General features: G+C 70.7%; 13 protein-coding genes and 1 pseudogene. 5 read left to right on the plus strand and 9 right to left on the minus strand.

Translation table 11 applies throughout. From position 1 onward, the window contains the following. Nucleotides 1-717 precede the first annotated feature (717 nt). Nucleotides 718-1437 carry an alpha/beta hydrolase gene (locus tag ACWGJM_RS21475; protein WP_453413268.1) on the plus strand — a complete coding sequence of 240 codons (720 nt, stop codon included), beginning with the start codon at nucleotides 718-720 and terminating at the stop codon, nucleotides 1435-1437. 103 nt (nucleotides 1438-1540) lie between these two features. Next, nucleotides 1541-1840 (plus strand): hypothetical protein, encoded by a 300-nt coding sequence (locus tag ACWGJM_RS21480; protein WP_453413269.1) that lies wholly within the window; start codon nucleotides 1541-1543, stop codon nucleotides 1838-1840. A gap of 15 nt (nucleotides 1841-1855) precedes the next feature. Here ACWGJM_RS21480 and ACWGJM_RS21485 read toward each other — a convergent pair whose 3' ends face one another. Then, a complete protein-coding gene (locus ACWGJM_RS21485; protein ID WP_453413270.1) occupies nucleotides 1856-2821 on the minus strand; it encodes an NADP-dependent oxidoreductase in 966 nt (321 codons plus the stop codon). Nucleotides 2822-3407: 586 nt separating this feature from the next. On the opposite strand from ACWGJM_RS21485, the gene ACWGJM_RS21490 reads away from it, so the two are divergent. Further along, nucleotides 3408-3815, plus strand: a complete 408-nt coding sequence (locus tag ACWGJM_RS21490) for a nuclear transport factor 2 family protein (RefSeq protein ID WP_453413271.1) — start codon at nucleotides 3408-3410, stop codon at nucleotides 3813-3815. 95 nt (nucleotides 3816-3910) lie between these two features. Then, nucleotides 3911-4888: pseudogene (locus ACWGJM_RS21495) on the plus strand (NAD(P)/FAD-dependent oxidoreductase); the annotation flags it as partial. 375 nt (nucleotides 4889-5263) lie between these two features. Here the strand turns inward: ACWGJM_RS21495 and ACWGJM_RS21500 are convergent. From ACWGJM_RS21500 to ACWGJM_RS21525, 6 genes are all read right to left on the minus strand, one after another. After that, nucleotides 5264-6229: a pirin family protein gene (locus ACWGJM_RS21500; RefSeq protein ID WP_453413390.1), complete on the minus strand. Its 966-nt coding sequence runs from the start codon at nucleotides 6227-6229 to the stop codon at nucleotides 5264-5266. Nucleotides 6230-6884: 655 nt separating this feature from the next. Beyond that, the gene (locus tag ACWGJM_RS21505) at nucleotides 6885-8621 is read right to left on the minus strand and encodes an RICIN domain-containing protein (RefSeq protein WP_453413272.1); all 1737 of its coding nucleotides are present in this window, start codon (nucleotides 8619-8621) and stop codon (nucleotides 6885-6887) included. 46 nt (nucleotides 8622-8667) lie between these two features. Then, entirely contained in the window at nucleotides 8668-9489 is an 822-nt protein-coding gene (locus ACWGJM_RS21510; RefSeq protein WP_453413273.1) for a carbohydrate ABC transporter permease, read from the minus strand. Continuing rightward, nucleotides 9486-10454 carry a carbohydrate ABC transporter permease gene (locus ACWGJM_RS21515; protein WP_453413274.1) on the minus strand — a complete coding sequence of 323 codons (969 nt, stop codon included), beginning with the start codon at nucleotides 10452-10454 and terminating at the stop codon, nucleotides 9486-9488. The genes ACWGJM_RS21510 and ACWGJM_RS21515 overlap by 4 nt, the downstream gene beginning before the upstream one ends. A 9-nt stretch (nucleotides 10455-10463) precedes the next feature. Then, nucleotides 10464-11708, minus strand: a complete 1245-nt coding sequence (locus ACWGJM_RS21520; RefSeq protein WP_453413275.1) for a sugar ABC transporter substrate-binding protein — start codon at nucleotides 11706-11708, stop codon at nucleotides 10464-10466. A gap of 31 nt (nucleotides 11709-11739) precedes the next feature. Beyond that, nucleotides 11740-13692: a glycoside hydrolase family 127 protein gene (locus ACWGJM_RS21525; protein ID WP_453413276.1), complete on the minus strand. Its 1953-nt coding sequence runs from the start codon at nucleotides 13690-13692 to the stop codon at nucleotides 11740-11742. Between the two features lie 208 nt (nucleotides 13693-13900). Here ACWGJM_RS21525 and ACWGJM_RS21530 point away from each other — a divergent pair, with 208 nt between their 5' ends. Next, nucleotides 13901-14923, plus strand: a complete 1023-nt coding sequence (locus tag ACWGJM_RS21530) for a LacI family DNA-binding transcriptional regulator (protein ID WP_453413277.1) — start codon at nucleotides 13901-13903, stop codon at nucleotides 14921-14923. 229 nt (nucleotides 14924-15152) lie between these two features. Here the strand turns inward: ACWGJM_RS21530 and ACWGJM_RS21535 are convergent, their stop codons facing one another. Continuing rightward, nucleotides 15153-16403 carry an MFS transporter gene (locus ACWGJM_RS21535; RefSeq protein ID WP_453413278.1) on the minus strand — a complete coding sequence of 417 codons (1251 nt, stop codon included), beginning with the start codon at nucleotides 16401-16403 and terminating at the stop codon, nucleotides 15153-15155. Nucleotides 16404-16488: 85 nt separating this feature from the next. Further along, a complete protein-coding gene (locus ACWGJM_RS21540; protein ID WP_453413279.1) occupies nucleotides 16489-17184 on the minus strand; it encodes a type 1 glutamine amidotransferase domain-containing protein in 696 nt (231 codons plus the stop codon). Nucleotides 17185-17246 lie beyond the last annotated feature (62 nt).

Raw genomic sequence — 17246 nt, forward strand, 5'->3', positions numbered from 1 at the left:
TACAGGGGACGGAGCGGTGCCCGGTGCCGGCCGCTGGCGGCGCCCAGCGCGCATGCCGGGCAGAGCGGGGGCGCGCTCTAAGCGTGTCGAGCGAAGTCGGCTGCGGTTCGGCAGTGCCCCAAAGGGGCGCGGGGAACTGCGCGACCAGGTTCGACGGCGCCGCAGCCGAACGACGGCACATCACGGCACTTGCAGCGGAGCGCTTAGCGTGCGCCCCCCCGCGGGCCTCGTCGTTTCCGTCATGCAGGACGCGTTCGAAGAAGGCCTCCCAGTCGATGGCTTCCCCTTCCGATTCGCAGGGGACCAGCGCGTAGGTGTCGGCGATCCAGGAGCGTATGCGCGTGAGGTCGGGCGTACAGGAGCGCGATGCCCCGATCTCCCCACCAGCTGGATGTGCGGACTCCTCCTCCCGCTGTGCCGCGGGCAGCGCGGCCAGATGTGGACGTCCCCTTCGCCACTCGGACGCAGCAGGCCCTCGCTGAGCCTCCTGACCGGCCGTCGTCCGGTTCGCGGTGGCTTCCACACTCTGCGCCGTTGCGCCTGGCCCGGACGTCCTCACCTTGGCCCGCGTGCTGCGCGGGAACGGATGCGTGCCGCCACTGTGATCCGCAATCCCCTGCGCCACTGGGGCAACAGATCAGCACACGCGGCCGCACCGTGCGAAAGACGCCCCGCCGTCGTCCGGGGTTCCGTACGTGGTTGAGGAGGGACAGTCACATGACGGAAGTCCGTCATGCGCCTGCCCACTTACCGTCTGGGGATCGGCGAGATGAAATCGAGGATCTTCAGCGTCTCGGCTACCCGGTTGTCGCGGCGCCGAACCCGCTGCGCGGTCTCACCAGCGACGCCGACTACGTGCGCTCGATTCTGCGGACGGTCAGCGGACCGATCGTGCTGGTCGGGCACTCCTACGGTGGTGCGGTCATCACCAATGCGGCCCGTGGAGTCGACAACGTCAAGGCACTGGTGTACGTGGGGGCATTCGTACCCGACAACGGGGAGAGCCTCGCGACCGTACTCGATCCGCACCAGTACCCCGGTTCCCTGCTCGGTCCCGACACGACCCTCACGCGCCCGGCTCCGAACCCGTCCGCGCCGGCCGGCCAGGACGCGGACATCTACATCAAGCCCGAGGACTTCCGGAAGGTGTTCGCCGCCGACGTGTCCGCCACCGAGTCCTCGGTGATGGCCGCCACACAGAGGCCCCTGTCCTACACCGCGGAAACCGAGATGTCCGGCGATCCGGCGTGGAAGACCATCCCGTCGTGGGACCTCGTCACGCTGAACGACAAGGCCATTCCGCCCGCGGGTCAGCGGTTCATGGCCGAGCGCGCGCATGCCCACGTCGAGTACGTGGACTCCTCGCACGCCGTCATGGTGTCCCACCCGCGGGCGGTCCTGCGTATCGTGCTCGACGCTGTACGCCACGACGGCTGACGCGGTTGCCGTCGGCCCCACGGCCGTCTCGTACCCAAAATGGGCGCTCGGTGCGCCCCTCTCGAACAGGCGATGTCCTTCAGGGGCCGTGGAAGGAATGCTCATGAGCGTCCACGAGAACCGCACAACACGACAGGGAACCCAGGGCTGCTCGTGCGTGCCGGATGTCGCACGCGCCTGCGCCGGCTTCATCGAGTGCCGCGCGATCGGTGACCTGGCCACTCTTCTGAACCGTGCCGCCGCCCAGAGCGGGCTGGCTCCGCGGGATCTGCTGGAGAGCATAGGCGATGAGGCGCTCGCCGCTCTGTATCTCAGTTGCGCAGCGGGTGTGGCACGGGCACACGCGGCCCTGACCGCCGTGACGGGCACAACGAAACGGTCACCGGGGCTGCCGACCCGGTGACCGAGGACCTCCCGATCAGCGGACGCCGTTGTCGCCGTTCACACGGATGACGACTTTCCCACGGGGATGCTGCGTCTCCAGGGCCTCATAGGCAGTACGCGTCTCGGACAGGGGGACGACACGGTCCACGACCGGAGTGAGGCGCCCGTCGTCGATCAGCTTGGTGACGGCCTCCAGAGCGGTACGGTCCGGTTCGACGACGAAGAACACCCCGCGTGCTCCGCGCGAGGCGGCGTCGGCCGGATCGGGGGGCTGCACGATGCTCACCAAGGTCCCGCCGGAGCGGAGTGCCGCCCACGAGCGGGCCTGTGTGTCGCCGCCGACCGTGTCCAGCACGACGTCGGCCTCGTCCACGTGGTCCTCGAAGCGGTCGTCGGCGTAGTCGAGGACCTGGTCCGCGCCGAGCCGCGCGACGAATTCCAGGTCCCGTGCGGAAGCGGTCGCCGTGACTCGCGCGCCGAGTGCCGCGGCGATCTGCACGGCGAAGGAGCCGACGCCTCCGGCCCCGCCGTGGACCAGGACGTGCTGTCCGGCTGCCAGCGAGGCATGGCCGACCAGCGCCTGCCAGGCCGTGAGGGCCGCCAGCGGGACGGCCGCCGCGTCGGCGTGGTCCAGCCGGGACGGCTTCGCTGCCAGCGCGTCCGCGGGAACGGTGACGTACTCGGCGGCGGCACCATCACGTGTGAACGGGATCAGCCCGTATACCTCGTCTCCCACGGCGAGGCCGGTCACCGCCGGACCGAGCTCGGCCACGACCCCGCTGACCTCGTGCGAGAGGACGACCGGTGTCCGGTCACGGCCGGTCCCGTCGAAGCTGTCGGTCCAGGTGGCGTCCCAGGAGAGCTCCCCGTTGGTGATGGAAGCGGCGTGGACGGCGACGAGTGCCTCACCCGCACCTGGTTCGGGGCGTGGCGCGCGCTCGTACACCAGTTGCTCCGGACCGCCCCGCTTGTGGGCTCGAACAGCACGCATGGTGCTCATCAGTCAATCACTCCTTGCGCTGAGGGCGTGTTGCCACCGGCCCTGGCCCCGAGCCGACGGCTGGACTCGCTGCGGGCGTATCGTTCCTGTTCAGGATGCGGGTGGTCAGGGAAAGCCGCCTCCGTCATATGACTGAAACCCCCCGCGGTGGTCTGCGCATGATCGCCTCGCGGGTCGCCTCGGTCAGTACGCCCCGATGCCGTAGCGGAGCGAAGCCCGGCAGCTCTTACCCTCTCGCCGTGTCGGCGGTTCCGAACAATTCGTGCGCCTCCCGTGCGCGCGAGGTGCTTGCCTCAGACTGGGCCTCCGGGCAGCGGAGCCGCATGATCATCCAACTGCGCTCGGACACGGGGACGTTCGGCCCGATGGCAGGGCCATCGCTACCGCAGCAGTGTCATAAGACCAGTGCTCTGCGTGCCCTGGTTCGGCGCACGATCATGTGCCGCCGGAGGCGGTCGCCTCATGCAGACCCGGTTCGACGACGCGTCCCGCATCGCCCGTCGCAGTCGGATGACTGAAGCGAGGACCCCCGTCGCGCACGGACTCTCTCTACAGCAGTGCCGAAACCGACTGAAGGAGCCCTTCCGTGGCCGAGCCTCTGACCGACGAGTCGCCGGACGACCTCGCCGTGGTCCGTGCCGTTTACGACTTCATCAACGGGACGAACCCGGCCGGCGCTTCCCTGGCGGACCCGGACATCACCGTCTACCAGACGGAGGAGCTGCCGTGGGGCGGCTCGTACTCCGGTCTCGCCGGATTCCAGAAGTTCTACCAAGCCGTATCGAGCGCCATCCACAGTGAGGTCGAGACCGAGGCGCTCTACCGGGCAGGGGAACGGGTCGTCCAGACCGGCCGGACCCGTGGCGCCGTCCGCGCCACCGGCAAGCCGTTCGATGCCAGGGAGGTGCACATCTGGCAGGTGCGCAGCGGCCGCATCGTGAGTCTCGAAGTCTATGTGGACGCATCCGTCCTGCTGGAAGCCCTCAAGCCGTAGCCGTTCGCACGTATATGACCGGAAGCAGCGCCAATGAGGGGCACCTCAACGGTGGTCGGCGCCGAAATACGTCCTGTCGGGAGAGGGTGGAGGAAATGGGTCAGCCGACTCGCGTCGTGATCGTCGGTGGCGGGTTCGCCGGATATCAGGCCGCTCGTTCGCTGGTACGTGCGTTGCCAAAACGTGCCCACGACATCGAGATCGTCCTTTTGAACCGGACGGATTATTTTCTCTACCTCCCGCTGTTGCCCGAAGTGGCCGCAGCCGCGGGTGGACCCGCGGCGCGTGACCGTATCGCTGCCGGCGACGTTGCCCGGGGTCCGCCTGGTGCTCGGCACCGTGGATTCGGTGTCGCTGGAGGAGCGGCAGGTCCTCTACACGGACCCCGAGGGCGCCAGGCGGACTCTCGGATATGACCGGCTGATCCTCGCGGTCGGCAGCGTGAACAAGCTGCTCCCCGTTCCCGGTGTCGCGGAGTACGCCCACGGCTTTCGTGGTGTGGCCGAAGCCCTCTACCTGCGGGACCACGTCTTCAGGCAGATGGAACTCGCCGCCGCCGGCAGCGACACCGCCGAACGCGATGCCCGATGCACCTTCGTCGTGGTCGGTGCCGGGCACACCGGCACCGAAATCGCCGCCCAGGGCCCACTGTTCACCAAGGCGATCGCCGGTGGACAGCGCGAACTGAGGGGGCAGAAGGTCCGCTGGACCGGGTACTGCGGCGTCGCGGTGTCGAGGTGCGCATGCACACCTCCGTGCGGGAGGCCACTCCTGAGGGCGTTCACCTCACCGACGGGGAGTTCGTGCCGACGAAGTCGATCGTCTGGTGCGTGGGCGTCCGCCCCGACCCCCTCCTGCAGGGAACCGGTCTTCAGGTGAACAGGGGCAGGCTCGTGGTGAGCCCGACCCTCGAGGTGCCCGGTCACCCCGAGGTGTTTGCCTGTGGCGATGCCGCCGCCGTGCCTGATCTGACCCGCCCTGGTGAGGTGACAGGGATGACAGCGCAGCATGCCAGTCGTCAGGGGGTGCTCGCCGGGCGCAACGTCGCGGCATCGCTCGGTTACGGACGCCGCAGCCGCGGGATGGAGCGCTCCGGCCGTTTCGCGGCTGAGTAAACGGTCCCTCGATCCAGCGGTGGCGCCACGCCTGTTGCACTCGAATCGGTAGGCCGCACCGGCGCTGAGCTGCACCGACCGCTTTTGTGGGAACCCCATGACTGCGGTCAGCATCGTTCCGAAGCGGTGGGTTTTCGCGCCGGCCAAGCGAAGGGCGCTCCGTCGGCCAGTGGTGGCGCGAGTTCGAGAACGTGGTGGTGAGAGCGGTGCGGGAAGCGTGAGCGGAGCCAGTCGGGCGTGTGAGGGACGTTTGCTCGCGTGGGTCGAGTAAACCGGGTGGGATGAGGTTCTCCTCGTCCCGATGTATGGCTTCCTTGCGTGGAAAATGCCGGCTCAGCGCACTCGACCCCGTGGTTTCAGTGGCACAGGCGGCAGCCCGGGTGCGGGCAACCGGTCCCCGTCGTACCCCTTCACTTCCCCAAATCTCGACCCGCTCATCCAGTCCTCGCGGGCCTGTTTGATGTCGTCCTGCGAACGCCCGACGAAGTTCCACCACATGATGAGCTCCTCGGCGAAGGGCTCGCCGCCGAGCAGCATGACTCCGGCGTCGGACTCGGCCCGCAGCGGCAGTTCGGTGCGGCCGCAGCCGAGGTACAGCATGGAGCCGGGCAGCACGGGCACGCCGTCGACGTGCACCTCGCCGGACATCGCCAGGACGCCGTACTCGAAGTCGGGTTCGAGGGGCAGCCGGACGTCGGCGCCCCGGGTGAGCGCGAGGTCGGCGCCTACGATCGGCGTGTACGCGGTGCCGGGGGAGGTGGCGCCGTCCAGGCCGCCGAGCAGGACGGTCGCGGTCAGGCCGGGTGCGGTGACCGTGGGCAGCACCGGGTGGTGTTCGAACATCGGCTCAGTGTGGCGGTGGGCGTCGGGCAGCGCGACCCAGAGCTGGGCGCCGTGCAGGAAGCGGGCGTGCGACCTCGGGCTCTCCTCGGAGTGGCTGATCGCCCGGCCCGAGGTCATCAGCCCGAGCTCCTTGGGGCGGATCGTCTGGAGGCTGCCGGTCGAGTCGCGGTGCAGCACCTCGCCCTCGTGCAGCCAGCTGACCGTCTGGAGGCCCATGTGCGGGTGCGGCGGGACCTGCATGCCGGGTTCGCCGGCGATGTCGTCGGGCCCGTAGTGGTCGACGAACGCCCAGGCGCCGATCATGCGCCGGCCCAGGTTCGGCAGCAGCCGGCGCACCTCGGTCGACTCGCCGAGTTTGACGCGTCGGGGGCTCAGCAGTTCGCGGACGGGCTCGGCGACGACGAATCCGCGGCCACCGCACACGCTCGGTACGGGCGCGCGGTCAAGGTTGCTCATGCCGCCCAACCTAGTCCCTGCCACCCCGTTCCCGCGCGGACACCACCGCCCCTTCCCGAGCGGTCGGCCGGTCGTGGTGAAACCGTCCCGGAGGGTGTCGAGCACGGGGCGCAAGGTGGCCCACCGGGCGTCGGGGGCCGAGAGGTAGAGGTCGTACTCCCGGCCGCCCTCCCGGCCGCCCTCCCGGCCGCCCTCCCGGCCGCCCTCCCGGCCGTAGCCGAGGTCGGCGGCACGGAGGACCCGGGCGCGGCCCCGGAAGGTGAACTCCCACACCACGGCCGGCTCTCCCCGGAAGTCGGTCCGCCGCATCCGCAGCCTCCGGTACGTCGGGTAGTTGACCTTGGTGTTGGCCTCGATGTCGGTGAAGGTGACCTCGTCGCTCGCGCCCGGGCCCGCCTTCCAGCCGTCGGGGACGGGGAAGGAGACGCCGAGCCGCCGGTCGTCGACCCGGTGGTAGCCGTCGGGGAGGACGGGGGACGGGGCGCTCCGGACGCCGGAGGTGTTCCTGCCGCCGTGGTGCGACGTGGTGGCGTAGAGCCCGGCGGTCACGGCCGCGGTGGCAAGGACGGCCGCGGAGTGTGGGCGGGCTCACGCGGGTGGGGTCCCCGTGCCTGCCGACATCAGGCGCGGGAACCCCGGTCGGAGGGGGCGGGCGTCAGCGCGCCGTCAGCTTCCACAGGTGGTCGGCGGTGCCGTTGTCGTCCCACTGGAGGACCTGGGCGCCGGGGGAGGTGCTCATCGAGTCGACGCCGAGGAGGAGGCCGCTGTTGTAGTTGGCGATCTTGTAGTAGCCGTCGCCGGACGGGAGCAGTTGCCAGAGGTGGTCGGCGGTGCCGTTGTCGCCCCAGACCAGGGCCGTGCCGCCGTCGGCGGTGTTCATGTCCTTGATGCCGAGGAGCAGCCCGCTCCCGTTGTTGGAGATCTTGTAGAGGCCGGAGCCGGCGGAGGTGAGGGTCCAGTTCTGGGTGGTGCCCGTGCCGGTGGTGGCCTGGACGACCGTGGTGCCCTGGGCCGTCCCCGACCCCTGGGTGTCCAGGGCGAGGCCGCTGTTCCGGTTGGCGATCTGGTAGGTCCCGGCCAGGGAGGACGCGGTGCCGGTCGGGGTGATCGTCAGGTGGTAGCCGTCGGTGGCGTTCGTCGTCACGGGGACGGTGATCTGGCCGTTCGAGACCGTGTAGTCGGTGTCCGAGACGGTGACCGGGCCGGACACCGCCGTCGTACGGCCCTTGGACGGCGTGTACTCCAGCTTCACATGCACCTTGCCGCTCAGCGCCGACAGGGAGCCGAGGCCCTTGACCGTGACGGCGCTCGACCCGGCGCCGCCGCCGAAGACGACGCTGATCTGCTTGCCGTCGCTCGTGAGGGAGGCGGCGCCGTCGATGCCGGTCTGCGCCGGGGGAGTGGTGACCAGCATGTTGCCGGACATGGCGCCGTACCACTTGTAGAGCCAGTACGAGCCGTTCGGCGAGGCGCCGGTGTCGGTGAGGCTGTCGCCGAGGGTGCCGTAGTGGTTCCAGAAGGCCAGCTCGGCGTCGTGCACGCCGGCCCGCTCGAACTTGGCGACGTAGCCGACCAGCGAGCCGGGCACACCGACCTCGCTCGGGGTGCCGTACTCCTCGATCGCGATCGGCCGCGGGCTGATGCCGAGGCTGCTCTCCAGCGCGCGGTACGCCGAGACGTGCGCGGCGATGTCCTTGCTGCCTTGCAGCTCGTGCCAGGCGATGATGTCGGGCACGGTGCCACTGGCTTTGGCGTCGGTGAGGAAGGTGCTCATCCAGGACTGGTTCCAGGCCGAGTAACTCGGGCCCTGGACAGGCGTCTTGGTGTCCTTGGCGCGGACCTCCTCGTACGTGCGTGCCCAACCGGCGTCGAACGCGCCCGCGTTGGTGGTGTCCCAGGTCCAGTCGGGCTCGTTCCACAGCTCGTACGCGGCGATGTTCGTGGCACCGGAGGACCGCACGGAGGCGACCTGCTTGTCGACCGCCGACAGCCAGTCGCTCCAGCTCACCCACTTGTAGGGGAAGTTGGGATACCAGTCCGGCATGCGGACGACCACCTTGGCGCCCGCCCGGGCGGCCTTGGCGGCCACCGCGAGCGCGTCACCGGCCGGCTTGGGCTCGCCGTTCGGCAGCTGGGAGCCGCCGGGGGCCATCTGCACGAAGGTGTTCGGGCTGAGGGGGGTGACCAGGCTGTCGGCGGGGGTCGTGGAGTCCGCCAGGCCGTAGAGGCTGCCCGTGGCGACATGGGTGACCGGGCGCAGGGTCTGGTCGGCGGCGACCACCAGGGTGGTGGCGGCGGTGGGGGCCGCCTGGGCGGGGGTGGCGAGCGCGGCTGTGAGGACGGCCGTGCCCACGACGGCCGTCAGGCGTCCGGAGAGTCTCGTGCGGCTCATGGAAGGGGGTTCTCCTCATGAAGGGAGGGGAGGAAAGGGAGGGAGCTCAGTCCTTCACGGCGCCCGCGGTCACACCCGCGGCGACATAACGCTGTGCGAGGACCAGCAGGACCGTTGCGGGGACGGACGCGACGACGGCGGTGGCCATGATCGCGTTCCACTCCTGGTTGTTGTTGCCGATGTAGCGGTAGATGCCGAGGGTGATCGGCTTCCAGTCGCCGCCGCCGTCCAGGGTGTTGGCGAAGACGAAGTCGCTCCAGGCCCACAGGAAGCCGAAGAGCGAGACGGTGACGATCGCGTTGCGGCTCAGCGGCAGCACGACCGACTGAAAGGTGCGCCAGGCGCCGGCGCCGTCGATCCGGGCGGCGGAGATCAGCTCGCCGGGGATACCGGACATGAACGCGGTGAAGATCATCACGCCGAACGGCACGGCGATGGTGGAGTCGGCGACGATCAGTCCCCACCAGGAGTTGAGCAGCCCCAGGTCGAGGAAGATGCCGTAGAAGCCCATCGCCATGACGATGCCGGGGACCATCTGCGCGATCAGCAGCCCGAGGCTCAGCGCGCCGCCGCCGCGCGGGCGCAGCTTGGCCAGGGAGTAGCCGGCGGGGGCGGAGATGACGAGGGTGAGCGCGACGGTGCCGAGCCCGATGAGCAGGCTGGTGCCGAGGTACGGCAACTGGTCGTCCAGGACGGCCCGGTAGCCCTCGAACGTGGGGTGCAGCGGGAACAGGTCGGGCGGGTCCTTGCGCATGTCCTGCTGCGGGGTGAGGGACACGTTCAGCATCCAGTACACCGGGAACAGCATCAGCGCGGTGAGGACCAGCCCGATGGCCGTGTAACGGCGGCCATGCGTAGGGGACTTCACGCTTCCTGCCTCCTCTGGGCCCGGATGTACAGCAGACCGAAGACGAGCGCGATGAGGATGAGGATGTCGCCGACCGCCGCGCCGGGGCCGAACTTGGGCAGCAGCGTGCCGAAGCCGAGCTGGTACGACCAGGTCGCCAGGGTGGAGGAGGCGTCCCCGGGACCGCCCTTGGTCATGATCCAGATGAGGTCGAACACCTTGAGGGTGTAGACGAACCCGAGCAGCAGCGTGATCGCGGACACCGGGCGCAGCAGCGGGAAGGTGATCCGCCGGAACCGCTGCCAGGCGTTCGCCCCGTCCAGGGCCGCCGCCTCGTACAGCTCCGCCGGGATGTTCTGAAGCCCGCTGTAGAGGATGACCAGGTTGAACGGGATGCCGATCCAGATGTTGGCGACGATCACCGAGGTCAGCGCCCAGTCCGGGGAGGTGAGCCAGCCCACCGGGTCCATGCCGAGGAAGTGGAGGAAGTAGTTCACCACGCCGGACTCGCTGTTGAACATCCATGACCAGGTCGACGCGGACACGATCAGCGGCAGCAGCCACGGGATCAGGAACAGGGCGCGAAGCGTGGCGGAGAGCCGGAAGTGCCGGTTGAAGAAGACCGCGAGGGCGAGCCCTATGGCGTACTGGAAGGCGATCGACACGAAGGTGAAGACCATGGTGTGCCGCATCGCCGGACCGAACGTCGGGTCGTCCAGCACCTTGTGGAAGTTGTCCCAGCCGGAGAAGGGCGCGTCCCCGGCCACGAAGGACCTCACGGTGTAGTCGCGCAGGCTCAGGTCGAGGTTGCGGTAGAGGGGATAGACGTAGAAGGCGGCGAGGTAGGCGATCAGCGGGGCGGCGAAGGCGAGCGCGGTCAGCCGGCTCCGGCGCCGCTGCCGGCGTTCCAGCGGTGGCCGGGCGGAGCCGTTCGTCCTCGGCGTGGCCGGGGCCCGGCCCGGCCGGTCGACTCGGGCGATGGTCATGTCGCGGGCCTAGCCCTTCTGGGCGCTCGCCTGGGCCGTGTCCAGGGCGGCCTGGGCGCTCTTGCCGCCGGACAGGGCGGACTGGACGGCGGTCCACATCGGCTGGGAGACGGTGGGGTACTTGGAGCCCAGTCCGCCGCTGGTGCGGCCACGGGCGGCGGCCACGGCGGACACCCACGGCTTGAGCTCCGGGTTCTTCTCGACCTGCTGGGCCTGCACCGCGGCGGTCGGGGCGACGTACATCAGGGTGGTGTCGGTGGCCAGCAGGTTGGAGGAGCTGGTCAGACAGGTGACGATCTTCTTGCTGACGTCGTAGCGCGCGGTGTCCTTCTGCACGGGGACGGTGACGAACTCGCCGCCCGTCGGTACCGGTGCCGAACCCCCGTTCTGTGCGGGGATGTTGAGGATGCCGTAGGCGAAGCCCGCCTTGTCGGCGTTGCCGAGCTGCCAGGTGCCGTTCTCGCCGAACGCGTAAGTGCCGGTCGCGAACTCCTGCCAGCTGGTGGTCTGCGTGTTCTGGAGGACGTCCTTCGGCGCGTAGCCCTCGTCGACCCAGTTCTGCCACAGGGACAGCGCGGCCGTGCCCTTCGCGGAGTTCAATTCGGTGAGGTCGCCGCCCGCGCCCCAGAACCACGGCAGGAACTGGAAGCTGCCCTCCTCGGTGTTGATCGCGGAGAAGGTGATGCCCTTCTTCCCGGCCGCCTTCACCTTCTTCAGGGCCGCGTCGAGCGAGTTCCAGTCCTTGACCGAGGCCGGGTCGACCTTGGCCGCGGACAGCACCTTCTTGTTGTAGTAGAGGGCGAGGGTGTTGGCGCCGATCGGGACGCCGTAGGAGGCGCTGTCGATGGTGCCCGCGCCGATGATGTTCTTCTGGATCGACTTGGTGTCGATGCCGAGGTCGCTGGTCTTGTTGAGGATCCCCGCCTCCACCAGCGTCGAGACGACCGGGTTGTCCACGAGCATCACGTCGGGCGCGTTGCCCTGCTGGGCGGCCAGCAGCGCCTTGTTGCCGAGGTCGGTGGTGTCGTAGGCGGTCCGCTTGAGCTTCACCCCGGCCTGGGTGCCGCACGCGGTGACCCGCTTGCCCCAGGGCGAGGAGGCGTCGAACTGCGGGTACGGGTCCCAGAAGGTGTACGTCCCACCGGATGCCTTGGAGGAGCCCGAGTTGTCGGAGCCGCCTCCGCAGGCGGTGAGGGAGGCTAGGGCGCTGACGGCGGCTGTCGCGGCGAGGAGGGTGCGGCGGGTGGGTATCACGGGGCTGACCTCGTTGTCGTAGGAGGGTCGTTCAGGAGGTGGGCAGCCAGACGCGCATGCTGCCGTCTTCGCGGTTGGCCCAGGCGTAGTAGGGGATGGCGGTCAGTTCGACGGGCTCGCCGTCCGTTCCGGGGGAGCCTTCGGCGGTGGCGTACGGCCACCAGCCTGTGTGGGGGATGTGCCGTCGCCGGCCCGCCGCGACGACCGTCGTGACGCCGCCGAGCAGGTCCGGGCGGTGCTTCACGGCGAGCGGGCGGGTGGTGTCGACGACGACGTCGTCCAGTCCGCCGCCGGGGTGGTCGGCCTGCTCCAGGCAGTACACGAGCGGCCCGCGCTCGATCGCCACGCAGCCGCGTACGGCGTCCACCCGGGGGTCGGCGGCCGTGAGCCGGGGTTCCAGGCCGAGCTCGAGGACGACCTGGTCGCCGGGGGACCAGGTGCGGGTCAGCCGCGTCCAGCCGTCGGTGACGGGGGAGTCGTACGTCTCGTCCCCGCAGCGCACCCGGTGGTCACGGCACCACTGCGGGATGCGCAGGGAGAGTGTCCAGGGGCGGCCTGCGGGGGTCTCCTCGACGGTGAGGGCGATGGTGCCGTGCCAGGGGTAGTCGGTCTCGCAGCGGACGGTGACGCCCTCGGCGGCGTAGTCGCCGTCGACGTACTGGTGGATCTGGAGGCCGCCTTCGTCGCTGCTTGCCAGGTAGTGCTCCAGGGAGGCCAGCAGCCGCATCACGTTGGGCGGGCAGCAGGCGCAGCGGAACCAGCGGGTGCGGCGGGCCGACTGGTCGCCGCCGGGGTCGGTGTGGCCGTCGCGGACCTGGAGCGGGTTGACGTACAGCCAGCGCTCGCCGTCCAGGGAGACACCGGCGAGGAAGCCGTTGTAGAGGGTGCGCTCGATCAGGTCGGAGTAGCGGGCCTCCCCGGTGAGCAGGGCCAGCCGCCAGCTCCACTGCACCGAGGCGATCGCGGCACAGGTCTCGCAGTAGGCACGCTCGTTGGGCAGTTCGTAGGGGTCGCCGAAGTCCTCCTGGTCGTGGTGGGCGCCGAGACCGCCGGTGAGATGGGTCTTGGTGGTGGTCATGGCCCGCCACAACCGTTCGTTCGCGGCGCGGAGTTCGGGCTCCCCGGTCTCCGTGGCCAGGTCGGCCGCCGCGGCCAGCAGGTACAACTGCCGTACGGCGTGCCCCTCGACGTTCGTCGCCTCGCGCACGGGGACGCGGTCCTGGCAGTAGGCCTCGCCGCCGAGCAGGCCGTGGCCGTGGCGGTCGACGAAGTAGCCGGCCAGATCCAGATAGCGGCGCTCACCGGTCTCCCGGTACAGCTCGACCAGGGCGGTCTCCACCTCGGGGTGGCCGTCGATGCCGTCGATGGGCCTGCCGCTGCCGGGCGGGCCGAAGACGGAGTCGATGTGGTCGGCGAACTTCCGGGCCACGTCGAGGAGTTCGGTGCGCCCGGTGGTCCGGTGGTGGGCCACGGCCGCCTGGATGAGATGGCCCGCGCAGTACAGCTCGTGGCCCCAGCGCAGGTCCTGGTACCGCTCGCCGCCCTTGACCAGCTGGAACCAGGTGTTGAGGTAGCCGTCCGGCTGCTGGGCGGCGGCGACCAGGGAGACGATCCGCTCCACATCCGCCGCCAGCCCCGCCGAGCCGTCGTCGGCCAGCTGCCAGGCCGCCGCCTCCAGCCACTTGTAGACGTCCGTGTCCACGAACGGGTAGGCGCCCTGGAACTCGCCCTCGACGGTGCCGGCCGCCAGTCGCAGGTTGTGCAGGTTGCCGGCGGACTCCAGCAGGCCGGGGCCCTGGGGGAGGGACACACGGGCGTTGGTCTCGCGGCGGCCGTGCCAGAAGCCGGCGTCGACGCGGGTGGCCGCGGGGCGCAGCGCGGCGTGGGCGTCCGGGCCGGGACGGACCGGGCCGGTGGGGGAGGGCACGGCGGTGGGGGAGGGCGCGGCGGAGGGGGATGACGGGGCGGAGGGTGTGCGGGGCATGGCTCTCCGGGGTCGGTGGGTGGCGGCACGGAACCACCGTGCGCAACCATTTTGAGCAACCGTTTTCTCGACGTGAAAGTAGAGAGCAGTGCGGGAGGCCGGTCAAGAGTCACGGCAGGAGTTTTCTCCGTTTCCCAGCTGCTTGGCAGGTACGCTGGTCAACTGTCACCATGTCAGGCGTCCGCGTCACCCAGGAAAAGGTTTGCCCGTGACCTCTGCTCCAGGCTCTCCCCTCGCCGGCCGGGCCCGGCTCGCCGACGTCGCCGCGCTGGCGGGCGTCAGTGTGGGCACGGCGTCGAAGGCGCTCAACGGCGGCGGCCGGATGCGACCCGAGACGCGGCAGCGGGTGCTGGACGCGGTGGAGGCGCTCGGCTTCCGGCCCAACCAGCACGCCCAGAGCCTGCACAGCGGCCGGAGCTGGACGGTGGGCCTGATGACGACGGACGGCATCGGCCGGTTCAGTACGCCCGTGCTGCTGGGCGCCGAGGACGCGCTCGGCGCCGGGAAGATCTCCGTGCTGCTGTGCGATACCCGGGGCGATGCCATCCGGGAACAGCACCACCTGGCCACCCTCACCGACCGCCGGGTGGACGGCATCATCGTGGCCGGCCGCCGCACGGACCCGCGCCCGCCGCTGACCGGCCTCGACCCCTCGATACCCGTCGTCTACGCGCTCGCCCCGTCCACCGACCCCGCCGACACCTCCGTCGTCACCGACGACCACGGCGGCGCCCATCTCGCCGTCGAGCACCTGCTGGCCACCGGCCGCACCCGGATCGCCCACGTCACCGGACCCGAGCACCACCAGGCCGCCCGCGACCGCGCCCGGCACGCCGTCGAGCACCTGGAGAACGCCCGGCTCGGCCTGGCCACGGGCCGCGTGCACTTCGGGGAGTGGAGCGAGGCCTGGGGCCGCCGCGCCGCCGACGCCCTGCTGCGCACCGCCCCCGACACGGACGCCGTCTTCTGCGGCAACGACCAGATCGCCCGGGGCGTCGCCGACACGCTGCGCGAGCGGGGCAAGGACGTGCCCGGCGACATCGCGGTGGTCGGCTACGACAACTGGGACACCATGGCGCTGGCCTGCCGTCCGCCGCTCACCACGATCGACATGAACCTGCCCGAGATCGGCCGCATCGCCGCCCTGCTGCTGCTCCAGGCGATCGACGCGGAGCCGGAACCCGGTGTGCACACGGTGCCGTGCCGGCTGGTGGTGCGCGAGTCGAGCTGAAGCGCCTCCGGGGCCCTTGGTCCCATGGCCGCGGGCCGCCCTCCTCGCGGTGGCGCCTCGCCGGTCTCGTACGACGTGCGGCTCGGTGGCATCCGCACGCCCGCCGGTCCGGCCCGGACGGCGGAGCGCCGGTCGCCCGTGCGGTGGGCGCCGTCACCGGCGGCGCGGAGAGGCACCGGTGGGGGCGCGCCCCGGGCTCATCGGTAGGTCGGCCGTAGTGCCGCGGTGATCACGCTGTCTCTTCCAGCCGGGGCTCGGCGGCCTCCGGCCGCAGGATGCCGGTCACGGCTCCGGTCAGCGCCACCAGCAGGACGGCGGATCCGGTGAACAGGCATACCGTGGTGACGCCCAGACCGGCCGCCGCCGCCGTGGTGGCGGCCGCGCCCAGTGGGCCCAGGGCCGAGTGGATGGTCCGGAACGACGAGGTGACCCGGCCCAGCAGATGGGCCGGCGTGAGCTCCTGGCGCAGTGACATCGAGCAGATGCCGGCGATGCCCGTGCACATCAGCTGGACCGTCACCAGCGCCGCGACCACCGGGACGGTCCGGGTCACGCCCAGGCAGGCGACGGCGAGGCCCGCGACGGAGAAGGCGCCGATCCAGCTCACCCCGAAGCCCAGGCGCCGCCGGAGGCGAGCGGCCACGGAGGAGGCGGCGAACGTGCCGACGGTGCCGACGGCGAGGACATAGCCGACCGTCGCGTCCGGGTGCCCGAGCTCGTGCTCGACCAGATAGACCACGAGGTCCGTCAGACCGTACGTCAGGAAGGTCAGCACGGACAGCAGGGCCGTGAGCGGGCGCAGTACCGGGTGCCCCCACAGAAAGCGGGCGCCGGCCAGGAACTCCCCGCGCGGACGACGGCGTTCGGCTGTGGCGGCCGGTCGCACCGTGGTGCCGAACCGGACGAACCGGATGCCGAGGGCGGAGATCGCGAAGGTCGCGGCGTCGATGCCGATGGCGGTGGCGGGCCCGGCCGAGGAGGCGACGAGACCGGCGAGCGCCGGCCCGGCGACGCCCGCGACGGCGCAACTCGCGTAGAGCCGGCCGTTGGCCCGGGAGATCTGCCGCGGCCCCACGAGCGCCGGCACCACGGCCACATAGGTGACCTGGAACAGCATCGAGAAGACCCCGGCGACCGGGACGACCGTGTAGATCAGCCACACCGGGGTGGCGAACGCCCACACCACCGGGACGAGCAGGTACAGCAGACAGCGCGCCGTGTCGCTGACCATCAGCAGCCGCCTGCGGTCGACCCGGCCGGCGATCACGCCGGCGAACGGCCCGGTGAGGATCGAGGCGAGGCCGGTGAGCCCGGTGACCGCGCCCATCTGGACCACCGAGCCGGTGCTGTGCAGCACCAGCAGCGGGATCGCCACGTAGGCGAAGGAGTCACCGAGGGCCGACAGGGTCTGGACGACCAGGAAGACGCGCTGGGCGCGGGTGCCCCATAACGGCGGACGATCGCCTTCCGCTGCCGTCACGTCCGCCTCCCCTGCCGACCCGGCGAATGGATCACACGCTACACCGGTCGACGTCCCCTCGGGCGAACGTCGTTCGGCCCGGCGTTCAGCCCAGCCGCTTCAGCAGTTCGACGGCGAGCGGGGCGGAGGAGGCCGGGTTCTGGCCGGTGACCAGGTTGCGGTCCACCACCACGTTCGGCGCCCACGGCTCGCCCACCCGGACCACCACGCCCGCCTCGGTCAGGCGGTCCTGGAGCAGCCACCTGGCCTTGCCGGCGAAACCGGCCTGGGTCTCCTCGGCGTTGGTGAACGCGGCCACCTCGTACCCGGCGAAGGCGTTGGAGCCGTCGGCCGTGACGGCCGCGAGCAGGGCGGCCGGACCGTGGCAGACCACGCCCAGCGGCTTGCCCGACCGCAGCGTGTCCACGAGCAGCCGGCCGGATCCGGCGTCGACCGCCAGGTCCTCCATGGGGCCGTGGCCGCCGGGGTAGAAGACGGCGTCGAAGTCGTCGAGCCGCACGTCCTCCAGCCGGACCGGGGAGCGCAGCTCGGTCATCTCTTCGAGGGTGCGCCGGACGGCGTCGGCGTTGTCCTGGCCCCCGTTGACCTCGGCGGCCAGGCTGCCCGCGTCCACGGTCGGGACCACACCTCCCGGGGTGGCGACGACGATGTCGTGACCGGCTTCCTTGAACGCCCGGTACGGGGCGGCGGCCTCCTCCGCCCAGAAGCCGGTGGGGTGCTTGCTGCCGTCGGCCAGGGTCCAGTGGTCGGCGCCGGTCATCACGAAAAGGATCTTGGACATGAGTCGCTCCGGGGGAGGAAGGTCACTGACGTTCCTCGAACGTAGGCCACCGGACCCATAAG

Source organism: Streptomyces sp. NPDC054834, assembly GCF_053611185.1.